Origin of the sequence: Vibrio clamense, from assembly GCF_050337905.1 — a bacterium.
In the GTDB taxonomy this organism is placed as follows: Bacteria; Pseudomonadota; Gammaproteobacteria; order Enterobacterales; family Vibrionaceae; genus Vibrio; species Vibrio cortegadensis.
On the sequence record NZ_JAKJTJ010000021.1, the window covers coordinates 99,274 to 115,285 of the forward strand.

The window sequence follows — 16,012 nt, forward strand, 5'->3', positions numbered from 1 at the left end:
TAATGGCGGCTTATGCTTTCTTGATACCAGGAGCTTTATCGGTAGCAGGGGCTTCTTCGATAGAAATCGCGATGTCTTTCACTTCGTAAATACGCAGACCATCTTTGCTCAGGTTTGCGTCGCCAACGATGATACGTTTGCCGTCTTCGTCTTTGATCGCAGTGATGTGTACATCCAGAGACATCTGCTTGTTCAGAGGGTTAATCTGACCACGGTATTTCCATTTCACTTCAGATTGGATTTGACCAAACTTCGGATTGCGGAAGCCAGCGCCTAAATCTTTATTAAGTGCGTAGGTTTGCATCAGCTCGATGATCGCTTCGACACCTAGAGAACCTGGCATTACCGGATCTTGATGGAAGTGGAACTGGAAGAACCAATCGCTCGGGTCAATCGTACGCTCTGCGTATAGGTAACCTAGGCCATCTTTACCACCATCGCTGGTGATCTGCACAGTATCGATAAAGTTCAAGCGGCCGCCAGCCAGTTGGTAGTGCTCTTGCACTTCACCCGTAGCAGAAATAGGTGCATTGAAGTAACGCGTCGTTTTGTCTAGCAGGTTGATGTTTACATCCGGTGTGCGGTTGTTATCAACGTGCCAAGGGTGAGTCACTTTACCGTTGTCCAAACCAAGTTGGTCTTTCAGTGCTGCGCCTTTGAAGTAACCAAATACCGCTGTACCTTGGTAGAAAGGCACGCCGTCAGTGCTCAGTTCGAAGCTGAAGCTCTGTACGATGTTGGTGCCCATCATTACTGTTGAAAGTAGACGAGAATCGTTGGTGATCGTTTTGCCACGCAAGTCGACGTTACGCAGCATTTTGCCGCTACCATCTAGGTTGCGGAAAAACAGTTCTTCACCTGGGAAGCCCAGTGTTGTACCCATGTAGCCTGAGATGAAGCCATTTGGCTGCAGTGAAATCTCCATCAATACCGAGTAAGGCATTAAGGTCTGGTGGCTATTTTCATCAAAGTACCATGCATTTTCTGGCACTTCGTACTCTGCGATACACGATGAAGGCTTCTTGAAGTCGCCACGCTTACCGTCGATCTCAACAACACGAGTAGTTAGCTGTAGGTCGCCACACGGAGTACGTGGTGGGATCATGCCACGGTAGATAGAGAAATCAGGACCGAAACACTTCTCGATATCGCCAGTCGCGAATTCGAACATGTGATAAGGCGTGAACGGAACCGTATCGGGTGTGCGATTTGGGTAATCTGGAGTCACCGGAGCTTCAACGTGTTGAAGAGGAACGACACCTTTGTTTGGTGCAGTTTCTAGGTCTTCAATTTGAGCCATTAATGGCGCATTAGCTGAAGCTTGTTGGTTCACTGCTGGTGTATGGCCCAAGCTTTTATGGTCCAAGCTTTCGATAACAGGGGTCGCGACAGCTGTTTCTAAAGAAGGTAGGTAACGAGTACATTCGTCATCTTCTTTGATCATTACACCCAAGTTTTGGAAATCAACAATCACTTTGCCGTTCAGTAAGATATCGATGTTAGCTTTCGCGTATGGGCGAGGGCTTAGACCAATCTCAGTCACTTCCATGCGGTACGTCAGTTCTGCCGATTGCGGTAGAACTTGACCACGACAACGTACTTGTTGAGGGGCATTTTCAAGCGGTTGGAAACGACCATTTTGAACAAGCGTGTGCATGCCAAGGTGCATCATGAAGAATTGCAGCAGTTGACCACAACCTTCTGCCATCAAAGAACCAGCCATTACCGAGTCATCTTTGAAGTGACAAGGGAAGTACCAGTGCTCAGGCTCTAGCTGCTTGTGACCTTCAATCAGACCAAGTCCCCATGTGCCGCCTTGCGGTTCAACACGACTGACCTTTTCGATCATCATGAACTTCTCTGAGCTGAAGCATAGAGAAGGCTGGTGGCTGTTGGATTGGTGAGTTGGACCAAAACACTCTGCAATGTTTGCAGTCAGCAGGTGGCGCAGTTCTTGGTGGTTAAACTGGGTTTTAGGGCAGTGCAACATAGGGTCGAAGCGTTGCTTAGTCGCCAGCTTACGCGCCTTGATTTCGTCTTCAGTGTGAATCACACCTTTGCCGTCTGCTAGCTCTTCGTCAGTGAAGAAGCCTGCACAACCGTTATCCATTTTTAGGATCATCTTGTCGCCAACGAAACACTCGTACGAGAAGAAGAATAGCAGCGTGTCGCCATTGCGAGCAAAGTTATTGATTGAGATGTCGTAACGCAGCGTATCGCCACCACGAGGCAAGTCGCCAAGGAAGGTCAGCGTACAGTCGAGCAAGCGGTAAACACGCTCACCTTTGTTTTCAAAATCAATGCCTAAGTAGCTGATCAGCATTAGGTCACACTGACCAGATTCTACCGCCACTGCCCAAGGGATCTGACCATCAACAAGATACGGTGCATCAACTGGGATGTCGTATTCGGTAGTCATTGTGCTTGGCTTGTACTCGTTCACTGTCGCGTTGAGCTTGGTTACACGAGATACCAATAGGTAGTCGGTGGTTGGCAAGCGAACGCGGCGCGAGTAGCTATCGATGATCGCGTAATCAGGGCCAAATACGTTGGCGATGTCGCCTTCAGCGTATTCAACCAGATCATCGTAATCCCAAATGCATGGTTTACGGATAGGTTTTACTGGTGCTGGCGTTGCAAGTACGTTGACTGGCACAGACTGAACCGGAGCTGGTTGAGCTTGAACAGGCTGAGCTAATGTTTGCTGACCAGTCGTTTGTTGAATGAGGGCTGAGCTATCTAAACCAGATGTCACTGCGTTTAGCTGCGCTTTTAATAACGCATCAGCCATCTGCATGCCTTGGGCACGTGTGTGCAGGAATGCTTTGTGTACCTGTTGAGCTGCTTGCTGGTTTTGGCTTACCTGACATTGATTGAGGCTTTGCGGCTGCTGTGAAGCTGCGTCGATTTGAGACGCGCCATTTTTAGCGGATAGGACATGAGTCATATTGCTGTGGTTACCTGTTAGCTGACTGTGGCGAGTTGGCGCCAGAGTAGGGGATACTGATGTAGGAGTTTCGATTATTGGCTCTACCGCGTTCTGCGCTAGTGCTTTCTTCTCTAACTCTTTTTGCGCAAGGGCTGCTTGAATGCTTGCTGTCGTTGGAACTGACGCCACTCTTGCTGCTTGTTTACCAGAAGCTTTGTGTTGAATTGTTGCCAAGTTAGTCACTGGGGTTTGGGCAATATGTTGGTAGATATCGCGACCACCAAGAGTCACTTGCTTAACCAATTGACGTTTAGCATCGCTCGCCAGTTCATTGCTTAAACGAACGGAAAGTGACTGAGATTCAACACTCGATTGGCTTAGTAGCAGCTGTGAACATTGTCCTTCGCTGATGTTGGCAACAATCGCGCTCTTAGAACTGACATTCGGATTCAGAGGTGCAAGGTTCAGGTTGAGCAGACCGTGTAGCAGGCTTGCCATACCAGAAGCTGCAGAACAATGACCAACACGCTGGCTCGCTTGAGTCGTCTTTGTGTTCCCTAAACTTAGAGACGAAGACTGATGAGATGAAGACTCTGATGCATGGTTAAGCTCAAGCAGTGAAACATCGTTAGATCTCATACCAACTTGAGTCAGTAATTCATCAACAACGGCGTTGTTATGCTCGCTTGAACCAAAGGCCAATGCGTTGATGCTGCCGTAAGCCGTATCTTGGTTGCGCGCTACTCGGCTTTCTTCAACAAGAACAATTGCACCTGCGCCTTCGCCCACATTCCAACTGCCGTCTTGCGGTTGTCCGAATTTTGGAGCAAGTGACACTGGGCTGACGCTGTTCTTCAGAATCACATGCTCTGCACTGCCGCTTAGGTCAACGGCTGCAATCACGACTGCGTCCATTGATTCTTGCGACATTAGGTTTTGCGCGACATCGATACAACGTGCAACTGATTGTTCAGCGGCTGAAATCGTAAAGGCAGGGCCGTTAAAGTCCCACAATGAAGAGATACGCGAAGCCATGATGTTACCGATGAAACTGGTGTATTGGTTCAGCTTGGCTGCGTCCATTACACTGTCCATCGCGATGGTTTCTAGCGCTTGGTATTCGTCTTGAGTTAGTTCGATACCCATGTTGGCAAAGCTGTCAGCCAATTGGCTATGCAGGTTTACGCGTCCACGGAATTGGTGCATCTCAAGCTCTGTTTCCATCGCAACGAGTACTGCAACCTTTTGGCCTGCTACAAGCTTGGCGTCTTTGATCGCTTCGTCTGCAACTTTCATCAGTAGCAACTGCTGAGAGATCAAACGGTCATCTTCATTCGGCGGCACTTTAAAACGTAGGAAATCGAGATCGAATTGATCGATGTAGGCTCCGTTTGGAATACCATGTAAACCAAACTGATTCAGTAGTTCTGGATGTTGGTCTAAGCCTTTCCAGCGTTTCTTAGGCAAAGCAATGAAAGCATCGTTATTGGTCTCAATCGCAGTGCTTAGCGCATTGATGCTTTGCAGAGAACCGAAGTGAGACGCTAGACCAGTAATGCTTAAATTAGACGGTTGTAGGCTTGGAGAAACCGATTCTTGAGTCTGGTTTACATGACTGGTGTCTGAATACGCTTCAAGCAGTAAGTGAGCATTACAACCACCGAAACCAAATACAGAAACACCCGCACAGCGCTCTGGGTTGCCCGCTTTACTTGGCCAAGGTTGAACCTGTGTTGGCAGAGTCTGTGATCCAAATAAACCTTCAGGCGATGATAGTGGCTTGTCTAAGTTAATACTTGGCGGAAGCACGCCTTCTTTCATCGCAAAGATCATCTTCATGATCCCCGGCATACCCGCCGCAGTCAGTAAGTGGCCGAGGTTTGATTTCGCAGAGCCAATCAATGGCGGGTTAGAACCATTCAGTTTGTCAGCAAAGAAACGCTCCATTGAGGTTAACTCAACCTTGTCACCTAATGGTGTGCCGGTTGCGTGACATTCAATCACTTCAATGCTGTCTGGTGTTAGGTTTGATGCCTCGTAAGCGCGTTCAAAGGCTTGTACTTGTCCTTTGCTATTTGGGCTTAATACGAACTGGCCACGGCCATCGTTCGACAAGCCAATACCGCTGACAACTGCGTAAATATTATCGCCATCACGCTCTGCATCAGCTAAGCGTTTTAGGACTAAAACACCGGCACCTTCGCCAGCAAACAGACCTTTACTGTTGCTATCAAACGGAACCGACACACCGTGGTCAGGGTAAGCGTGGAAGATTGAGAAACCCATGTTGATGAAGAATGGGTCAGCACCGGATACCGCGCCCGCCAACATCATGTCGGCTTTGCCCGTGTTCAAGTAATCACACGCTAACTTCAATGAATACACTGAGCTTGCACATGCGGCATCTAGGCTAAGTTGCACGTTGCCTAAACCCAATGCATCAGCCACTAATTTCGAGGCGTTGTGTGCTGCCGCACCGTTGATCGGGTTGAGGTCTTGCGCGGTTTCATTGGTTGGTAGCAGTGAAAACTGGTCATTAGCCAATTTCGCTTGTAGTGCTTTCTCGACCACCGAGTGATACATCGGCAGAAACAGGTCGTTTGAGCGTGTGGTTGGGAACGAAAGGGCACCCATGATCACGCCTGTGCGTTCTAAAATATCGGCATTTAAATTAATGCCTGCGTCGACTAACGCCTTACGACTTGTGTCCAAAGCCCATAGGAAGCTTTGATCTACGCCGTTAAATGATTCTGCTGTTAAGCGGTAGCCATTGCTATCGAACTTGAAGTTTTCGATGTAGCCGCCTTTATCACAATAAAAGCGATCCGACTCACCTTGCACACCCTGATAGCTTTCAGGTTTAGCACCTAGTTTTTCAGCGCTTAATGTGGTTCGAGAATCTTTTTTATCTAGCAAGTTTTGCCAAAAATCTTTTGGCGTATCAGCTTCTGGGTATTGGTTAGCAATACCGACAATCGCGATCTTATTGCACTTCACTTGCTGTTTGTTTTGAGCCTGATATTTATATTGAGATGGTTTCGATTGAGAACTCATACTAGCTCTCCTTGATGATTCACTGCGCTGCCTTGAGACACACCACTTAATTGCTTAGCGGCGGTGATCTGTTGTTCTAGCCCTTGGATAAGAGGCTCGACAGACAGTGGAATTTGATGAGTAATGAGCTGACCAATGCACTTGATGAGCGTGACAACATCGTCACCGCCTTTGGCATTGGAAGCGATTGTGCAGTGTTGGTCTGCTACGTTGTCGCTACGATTGATCTTGTCGATCAATGTGCTGGTTTGACGATCGGCACCTACTTCGACAAACAGGCGAGCACCTTGCTGACGTGCACTTTGGATCAACGCAGTGAAATCCAGCGTCGAACAGAAGGTGTCGGCAATCGAAAGGGCGATGCTGTCGCTGTCGATATTGATTGCTGCGCCAGTCGGTAGACCTGCTGCACTGATAAAGCGGATATGCTTTGGCAACTCGTCGAACAGTGGTTGAGTGTAAAACTCCTGCACTTGGCTATGCTGGCTCAACGCTGGCGTGGTGTGCATTGCAGTAACACGGTTAGCGGCAATGCCACGTTTACCCAGTTTCTTGAGCAGAGCACGACAGGTACTTTCACAACCGGCCAGTACGCAAGTATCACCTTGGATGATAGCGAGATAAGCGCGCGGGAACTCTGGTAACAGAGCCTCAATCGCTTGTGCATCACTGCGAACCACAAAGCTATTCCATTGGATGCTTTCGTCGCTGTTTAACTGCCAATCTTGACGCACTGCGGTGAGTTCACCAGAAATAGCCGTGGTGAAGATAGGGCTAGTTTGAGTCATCTCAATCAGCGCATGTGGGTTCTTCCAAACATTTAAGCTGGCCCACATTGAAGCTTCACCCTTGGAGTAACCCAAAGCGAAGTCTGGCTGCACTTTGAATTCATCACATAGCAGTTGTGTTAACAGATAACTACTGCCCACACCTGCAATGGCCAACTCACTAAGAGACATTTCTTGCGAGTCGTCAGCGTAGGTTTTGTCAGCCTGCAGCATCTCTTTCAAGTTACCTTCACGCTCTAAACGAGCAAATAACTGTGGGAAATGGTGGTGAAATTCACGCAACATACCGGGATAAACCGTGCCAACACCAGGGTAAACAAATGCAACGCCACCTTTGCTTTGAGGTATCGGTGAGAAACAACTGCCCGCTGGCGTTTTGTATTGGCTATTGTCAGCCATTACTTTTGGCAACGCATTTTCTAGCGCTGTGATCTCTTGTAGTGCAGCATCGATTGAAGCCGCCTGAATCACGATGTTCGCGCCAAGGTCAACATTGTGTTGAGCGCTTTGGAGGTGGCTTAGGTTTGAATGCATCAAGGTGGCGATAGCAAGTTCGCTGTCCGCCAAATCGCTAACGCATTTAAGCTCAGCTCTTAGTGAGGTCAACTGAGAAACCAATTCAACTTGGTCATTGCCAGAAACCACAAACATCAAACGCTCGCTCGATAGCAAGGGCTTTGGTTCTTGCAAACCGGTCGCTTGAGTCAAGATCAGGCTGGTGGCTTTTGGGCTATCGTCACTGAAAGTTAACGCAGCAACACGAGCTTTGTTCGGTTCAGTAAACCAGTAATGGTTAGGTAATGAATGGCTCGGTAATGAACGGCTCGATATCGCATTAACCATATTCAACAACTCATTAAACTGCTGCGAAGCAGATAGGGTTGAGTATTGTTGTTGATGGCTTAAATCTGAAGCGGGGCGGCGTGACATCTCTAGAGCAAGCTGAACGCTATCTCCATTATCTAGATCGAGAGTTTCGGTAAAGCCCGCTAAATTCGCGTGTGGGTGAATCTTATTCTGAGCAGCATTCAGCGCACTTAACATCAACAATGATGGTGAGTGAGAATCCAAACAGAGTTTAACAGCAGTGCCTTGATTTACAGTCTCAATCGCACGGCTAAGTGCTTGATTAAAATTGCCATCAACCACAACAGTTATCATGTCTGGGAACGAGAGGAATAAGTCGGCAGAAAGCTCAGCCGCGGTTGCTGGCTGAGCTAAAAGAGCGATGCGCAATGGCATCGCTTTATTAGTAGGAACAGTCACTATGACAATTGCTCCTTTTCTGCGTTCTTAGTCGCCTCTTTCTTCGATACTACTGAGCTAGACTTCGGCAAAAATGCGTCGTTTAAGCTCTTGCTGATGGTGACTTTGGCACCTTTCATTACTGCGCTTAAACGACCATCTTGGTGGTAAAGCGAGATATCAGCTTGCAGCGAACGAGCCGTGCTTTTTATCACGTTCAGTTCTAGCCAACCTTTGTCACCATTGTGCATTGGTGCGTAACAAATAAACTCACCAATTGCAGACGGTAGGCTTGCCGCGCCGTATTTCAATCGAGCCCATACCAGCATCGCTTGCAACAGATAATCTTCTGCAAATGGCTGGCTATCACCAAAACTTTGCTTCGGAATAAATGATCCGCAGTCGCTGTTTTCAATCTGAGGCAACTGGCATTGAGCCAATAAGCCTAAGTCGTCAAAGCGCTCGACTGAAGTAATACCTTGCAATCTTGGTCCGTGAAACAGAGTGCCATCACTGTATAGAGCTTGCGCCGTTGTTACTGGTGTTGAAGAGTTAGCTTCAAAGCGTTTTGTCGACGCTTGTTGAACATCTTCAGACACTTGCACAGAGGCAACTTGCAACTGAGCTTGATACTGTGGTCGCCCTTGGCAACTGATCACCGCTTTTAGCTGATCTTTTGATTTAGCATCAGAGGAAAGAACCAGCTTCAGCTCTTGCACTTCATCAGTATCAAAAATCACACCCTTAAGCAGTTTGTAGTTGTGAACGCTAACGTTCACCCCTAACAGTTGCTCAGCCACTTCACGCATCCATTGGATGGCACACACTGTCGGTAACACTGGGTTACCGGCAATGCAGTGATCTTGAATGAAAGGCAATGCCTTAGGATCAAGATGACGTGTCACAGTGATGCTTGTATTCAGCGGACTCTCTGCAAGATGCACAGACTCCGCATTAAGCTTTTTTACAGCAGCTTCCTTGTTGTCAGAACCTTGCATGCTCGTACCAACCAGCAGTTGAATGCCAGTTTCGTTCAGTAGTTGAGAGCTAAACAGTTCTGCACCTGCCTGAAGAGGAATTACGTACACACCACGCTCTGTAAACATACGTTTCAGTGCTGCGTTTACCATGCCGCCGTCCCACGGTCCCCAGTTGAAGCTCATTACTTTCGCTTGAGGGTTACGCGCAGACAGTTGTAGAGCCGCTTTGTTTAGGATCTCGTTAGACATCGAGTAATCGCTTTGGCCTGTGTTTCCATAGAAACCCGCCGCCGAAGAGAACATCGCAATCAGTTTTAACTTGCCGCTATCAAGACCACCAAGAACCGCTTCTAGTCCACCCACTTTGGTGCCGTAAACCATGTTCAGTTCATCAAGCGTTTTGTCTTGAATGTGTTTGTCAGCCAGTACACCTGCGCCGTGGATTAGCCCCGTGATGCCGTCGAAATTCGCCAGTGTTTTCGCTACAGACTCATGGTTCGACACATCTAGATTTAGGTATTCAGCGCTCGCGCCAATCTCGTTGAAAGCGGCAAGTGCTGCGTTGATTTCAAGGCTGCTCAATACCGGCTTTAGCAAGGCATCAACTTTTTTCGGTGTTGGTTTGTCACCTGTTGCTTGTAGGTGAGCGATAGCCGCTGGTTTTAGCTCTTTCTCTTGCTTGCCTTGTGCCCACTGAGGTAGCTCAGCTGAAGTAATATGCTTACTACGACCTGCAAGAATGAAGTGAGACTTACATTGCTTAGCAAGCGTTAGTGCACATTCAAACGTCACGCCTTTAGCGCCACCCGTCACGAGAACTTTGTCGCTCTTGGTGAGTTGAGCGCCTGTGTTTTTAGTTTGTGCAGCACCTGGTGTTGTCGCAATCAGTGTTGCACGACCAGATTCACCGTTTTCCGCATGGCTAAGGCCGATTTCAACCGTGTTGGTATCGATATCGAACAGTTCACCTGTGATAGCTTCAGCTAGGTGACGAGCATCAATAGAAGCGTCAGCATCCAATGCACGGCAGAATACGTTTGACCATTCATGGCTCAGTGTCTTAGTTAGACCAGACAGCGCCGCTTGGTTAAGTTCTGCATTTGCTAGTTGCTTGGTATCTAGGTAACCAAAGCCACCATCGATACGGCTTAGCGTGAAGAATACGCTGCGACCAGAAACGGCATTCAGTTGGCCATTTAGGTGCTTGGCGAATAAGAACGCTGTCGTCAGTGAAGCTCTTGAGTCTGCATTCAAGTTAACCGCTTGCTCGTTGCTTTGTTTAGCATCAACGATAGCTTGTAGATGAATGAAGCCAGCAATCACTTTGTTCGACGTTTTAAGGTCTGCTTCGATGTCGTTAATCACTGCTGTCACACCAGCATCATCGATACTTTTGAGTGTGTAGCTTGCGATTTCACTGTTTAAGGGTGACGCGGCAGAAAGAGCACTACGCACTACAGCAACTTGAATGCCGTTAGCGGTCAACTTTTCTGCTAGAACACCGGCGTTGTGACCATCATCTGTGATCACGACACAAGCGTCTTTTGAGAAACAATCGACGAGTTTATCTGCCGCTGGTAGCTTTTTTAGCGCTACCTCATTGTGTGGAGGAAGTTCCGCTGTCGCTGTTTCTGCGATAGGCGTTACTGATTCAGCTTTAGGAGTCGCTACGGGTGCAGCTGCAGATAGCTTGCTTTGCATGTAGGTAACGATTTCACCAAGCGTACGACACTCAGCTAAGTCTTCAGGGTTTAGCTCTGGCAGCGTTGGTAGCTGGTCTTGAACTGTACCCAGGATCTCAACGCGTTTGATAGAGTCGATGCCAAGGTCAGCTTCCATATCCATCGCTAGGTCGAGCATTTCTGCTGGGTAACCTGTTTTGTCGGCAACCACTTCCATCATGGTTGATTGAACGTGAGTAGGGTTTAGGTCGTTGCTTGCGCTTTCTGCAATTGCCTCTACTTCTGCAGCAGGAGCTACTGCCGCTGCTTCCGAACTAGGATCTAACTTGCTGTTCATGCTTTTAGTATTCATGTAAGCAACGATTTCGCCAAGAGTACGACACTCAGCTAGGTCTTCAGGGTTCAGCTCTGGCAAGGTTGGTAGTTGGTCTTGAACCGTACCAAGGATCTCAACACGTTTGATTGAGTCGATGCCAAGGTCTGCTTCCATGTCCATTGCTAGGTCGAGCATTTCTGTTGGGTAGCCAGTTTTATCCGCTACTACGCTCAACATTGTGCTTTGAACTTGTTCTGCGTTTAAACCGTTTGATACTGCTGGCGCAGATGCTTGAGCTGCTACTGGAGCAGAAGCTGGAAGCTTACTGTTCATGCTTTTAGTATTCATGTAAGCAACGATTTCGCCTAGAGTGCGACATTCAGCTAAGTCTTCAGGGTTTAATTCTGGAAGAGTCGGTAGTTCATCTTGAACCGTACCAAGAATCTCAACACGCTTGATTGAATCGATACCAAGGTCAGCTTCCATATCCATTGCTAGGTCTAGCATTTCAGTCGGGTAGCCCGTCTTCTCTGCCACCACTTCTAACATGGTTTTTTGAACGACAGCCGCATCTAGACCATTGCTAGCTGTTGCTGGAGCAACTACTGCTGCTTGTGAAGACACTGGAGCAGAAGCTGGAAGCTTGCTGTTCATGTAGTCAACAATCTCGCCAAGAGTGTGACACTCAGCTAAGTCTTCAGGGTTTAGCTCTGGAAGAGTAGGCAGTTCATCTTGAACCGTACCAAGAATCTCAACACGCTTGATTGAGTCGATACCAAGGTCTGCTTCCATATCCATTTCTAGATCAAGCATTTCCGTTGGGTAACCTGTCTTTTCAGCAACCACTTCTAGCATGGTTTGTTGAACGACTTTCGCATCAAGACCGTTAGCGGCTTGAACAGTAGCCGTTGCGCTTGGCTGTGCGGCAACAGGCGCAGATGCAGGCATCTTGCTGTTCATGCTTTTACTGTTCATGTAGCCGACGATTTCACCAAGAGTACGACACTCAGCTAAATCTTCAGGGTTTAGTTCAGGTAGGTTTGGCATTTCGTCTTGAACGGTACCAAGAATCTCTACGCGCTTGATTGAGTCGATACCAAGGTCTGCTTCCATGTCCATTTCTAGATCAAGCATTTCCGTTGGGTAACCCGTTTTCTCAGCGACCACTTCTAGCATCACTTTTTCAGCACCTGCTGATTGTACTGCTACTGGTGCAGCCACAGGAGCTGGTTGTGCTTTTACTGGCACAGGCTGAGCTGCAACAGGCGCTGCCGCATGAGCCGCTACTTGTGGTGCAGGAGCTGCTTTCTGTACTGGAGCTTGCTGAGTTGTTGTATTTTGAACCGGTACAGCTTGAACTGGCGCGGCTTGTACAGGAGTCGCTTGCACTTGAGCTACAGGTTGTTGAACGACAGCTGCTGGAGTAGCTGGAGCTTGAATCGCTGGCTGAGCATTTACTGGTGCAACGAAGGTTGGTTGTGCCGTTTGCACCGAACCTTGCGTCAGCATATTAAGTGCAGAGCTGTTGCTGTGCGCTTGCATCTCTAGGTAATGAGCGTGCGCTTTTAGCGTTTCAGCTTGGTGCTGGTGGAACATCTCCATAGAACGCTGTAGGTTCTCTGGAATTGCTACGCCTGCCGTTGCCATTTTCGCTTGCTCAGACATTAGGGTGTTGAACGTGTCACCGTATTGCTGAGGAATCGCAAGGAACTGCTGGTGTACTTCTGCTGCTTGTTGTTGAGCATTGAAGAATGATTGCAGTGAAGACTCATCAACCGTTACTTGAGCTGCAGGCTGAATAGTCGCTGGGGCAGTTTGAACCACTTGAGGTTGCTGAGCTGCTGTTGCCACTTGTGCAGTTGGTGCTGGAACAACTGACTGTTGTACATTTGAAGCTTGAGGAGCAGCCACAGGTACTTCAACGATTTCTGTTTTAATCACTTCTTTTTCCACGATTTTCTCGACTTCAACTTTCACTTCAACAATCTCAGTCTTTTCGGTGACGTTGCCTGAAGCCAATGATTGATTCATTTTCTTACGAGTAGCGGGGCTGATGTAGTTGGTTGCATTCAGCTTGATGTTCATTGGTGATGCCTTTGCAGGTTCAGCAATGTCAGCTTGGTAAGGGTCAATGTTGTCTAATGAAACACCTGCCACGCACAGTTGAACCGCAGCTAAACGAAGCTGTTGGTCACTGTCGCCTTTAGGGTTTGGGTTGATGCTGATTGCGTAAAGTTCTTCGTTTTTATCAGCCAATGTTTTCTCAACTAGCTTTTGAAGAATGTTCTTAGGACCGAACTCTACGAATACGCGCGCGCCTGCTTCATACATCGCTTCAATTTGCTCGCTGAAACGAACCGATTGCAGCATGTGTTGCTTGAACGCTTTCTTGATCGCTTTCGCGTCTTTGCTGTGCAGTTTGCCCGTTGCGTTTGAGTAAAGCGGCAGCGTTGGAGCGCTGAATGAAGCTTTATCAATTGCAGCAGCAAACGGTTTTTGAGCGTGAGCAACAAGTGGTGTGTGGAAAGCACCAGATACTGGCAGAGCAATCGCTTTGAAGCCTTGTTCTGTTAGCGCTTGTGCTGCTTGTTGAACGGTTGCTGTTGGACCTGCAATAACCAATTGAGTCGGAGCGTTGTAGTTGGCAATGCTTACGCCTTCGAATTGGCTGATGCAGCTTTCAACGGCTGGAAGTTTGTCTGCGTCTAAGATGACCGCAAACATAGTACCGCTGTCACTTTGTTCAGGTGTCGCTGCCATCGCATCGCCACGAGCGAAAGCTAACTGGTAGTAATCGTCTTGCGAGATAACACCCGATGCACATAGTGCGCTTAGCTCACCAAAGCTGTGGCCTGCGACCATGTCTGCTTTGAAGCCTGCTTGAGTCATGATGTCGAACTGACCCATAGACACAGTACCAATCGCACTTTGCGCGTTGGCCGTGTTGGTTAGCACAGCTTCTTGAGCTTTGGTTGCTTCTGATGTGAAGGTTGGAATTGGGAACAGAATTTGCGACAGAGCCGTTTTCTTGTGCTGACCAAATACTTGATCCGCTTGAGCAAGCTGTTGGCGCATTTCTGGGTAATGACAAGCAAGCTCGCGACCCATGTTTAGGTATTGCGAACCTTGACCAGCAAATAATGCAGCCACTTTACCAGCACTGTTTTCAGCAATCAGTGCTGACTCACGGTAGCTAGTACCGTTTGGCATCTGCCAATGTGCTTTGGTTTGGCTCTCAAGCATAGAAACTGCTTGAGTCAGTTGCGCTTGAAGGTCTGCTTGGTCAGTCACGACTAAACCAATACGAGCATGCTTAGCGTCAATTTCGCGTAGAGCGTGTTGCTCAGCAAGCGCTTCCAGTTTGAAGGCAGCATCTGACGCTTGAGTTGAAACCTGTTTTAGTTCATTGATCAGTGCTTGACGAGATTCTGCGCTGAATAACAGAGTTTGCGGCACTTGGCGCTGACGGTATTTATCACCGCGAGCGTGCTCTGGCGTGTACTCTTCTAATACAACGTGGAAGTTGGTGCCACCAAAACCAAATGAGCTGATACCTGCACGGCGCGGTGTGCCGTCGACACGTTTCATCCAAGGACGCGTTTGTGTGTTTAGGTAGAACGGTGAGTTCTCGATATCCAACTTAGGATTCGGAGCCGATACGTTGATCGTTGGCGGCAGTACTTTGTGGTGCAGTGCTAATGCAGCTTTAATTAGACCTGCAGTACCTGCAGTTGATTTAGTGTGACCAATTTGAGATTTCACAGAGCCTAACGCAATGTGTTGCTTCTCTTCATTGTTCTCACTGAATACCGAGTTTAAGCCACCAAATTCAGCCACATCACCTGCAGCAGTGCCTGTACCGTGCGCTTCTAAAAGGCCAAGCGTGTGCGGTGCGAAACCAGCATCATCGTAAGCACGTTTAAGCGCTTTTGCTTGTCCTTCAGGGCGAGGCGCGTAAATACTCTTGAACTTACCATCCGAAGAAGAACCGACACCTTTAATCACTGAGTAGATTCTGTCGCCATCGCGCTCTGCATCTTCAAGACGCTTCAGAGCAACCATACCGATGCCTTCACCAATCATCATGCCTTTTGAATCGATGTCGAAAGGTTGAATGGTTTCATTAGTGGTAAATGCTGGCGTTTTAGAGAAGCTCATGTACATGGTTGGCGAGTTATCAGTACACACACCACCTGTGATCATCATTTCACTGCGGCCTTCAACCAGCTCACTAAGAGCCATACGCATTGCGGCTAGAGAACCTGCACACGCAGCATCTACCACACAGTTAATGCCGCCAAGGTCAAAGCGGTTAGCAATACGACCTGAAATTACGTTACCCAATGAACCAGGGAATGAGTTCTCTTCCCAGTGGATGTATTGGTCTTGGAATTTTTTGATCAGCATTTCGCTGTCTTCGTCGTTGATGCCGCTGCTCTTGAATACTTTTTTCAAAACAGGGTATTGCAGACGGGCATTTAGGCTTTGAGCGATCTTCTGACCGCCACCAACACCTAGCGTGATACCGATCTTATCGCGATCGTAGCCTTCAGGCAGCTTGGCATCTTCAAGAACTTCTTTTGCCACGATCAGAGAAAGCAACTGTGACGTATCAGTCAGTTCTAGAATGTTTGGCGGAAGGCCGAACTCCATTGGGTTGAAGTCCACTTCAGGGATGAAACCACCGCGCTTACAATAAGACTTGTCTGGCGCAGTACGATCTGAATCGTAGTAATCTTCTGGACGCCAGTGAGTCTCTGGCACTTCGGTAATGGCATCAATCTTTTCGCTGATCAAATCCCAGAATTTGTTTAGGTAGCGAGAGTTTGCAAACATGCTTGCCATACCAACGATAGCAATTGGCATGTCTTTAAGGCGTTTATTCAGTCGAGTGTCGTCGACTGATTCAGGGGTGTTTGTTTCGGGTTGGCTCATTATGAGTCTCCACTTGAAATCACTGAGGGCGATGTCTTATTTAGAGGCGGCGCTTTGAATTGGATAGAAAATAAATCTGAAAC

The 16,012-nt window shown here is 48.0% G+C and carries 3 protein-coding genes; all 3 read right to left on the minus strand.

Annotated features, from left to right (window positions below; genetic code table 11):
• Positions 1–10: 10 nt before the first annotated feature.
• From L4C39_RS08225 to L4C39_RS08235, 3 genes are read right to left on the minus strand one after another with little or no spacing between them, the layout of a single operon-like run.
• Positions 11–5,983 carry a hotdog fold thioesterase gene (locus tag L4C39_RS08225; RefSeq protein ID WP_429745337.1) on the minus strand — a complete coding sequence of 1,991 codons (5,973 nt, stop codon included), beginning with the start codon at positions 5,981–5,983 and terminating at the stop codon, positions 11–13.
• Positions 5,980–8,037, minus strand: coding sequence for a PfaB family protein (locus tag L4C39_RS08230; protein ID WP_429745339.1), 2,058 nt, complete (start codon positions 8,035–8,037; stop codon positions 5,980–5,982). The genes L4C39_RS08225 and L4C39_RS08230 overlap by 4 nt, the downstream gene beginning before the upstream one ends.
• Positions 8,037–15,929 (minus strand): phosphopantetheine-binding protein, encoded by a 7,893-nt coding sequence (locus tag L4C39_RS08235; RefSeq protein WP_429745341.1) that lies wholly within the window; start codon positions 15,927–15,929, stop codon positions 8,037–8,039. Before L4C39_RS08235 ends, L4C39_RS08230 begins: the two co-directional genes overlap by 1 nt.
• Between the last annotated feature and the right edge of the window lie 83 nt (positions 15,930–16,012).

What these genes read in the sequence shown, in the direction of transcription:
- L4C39_RS08225 (WP_429745337.1), bottom strand. Translation starts at nt 5,983, where the DNA reads ATGAGTTCTCAATCGAAACCATCTCAATATAAATATCAGGCTCAAAAC.
- L4C39_RS08235 (WP_429745341.1), bottom strand. Translation starts at nt 15,929, where the DNA reads ATGAGCCAACCCGAAACAAACACCCCTGAATCAGTCGACGACACTCGA.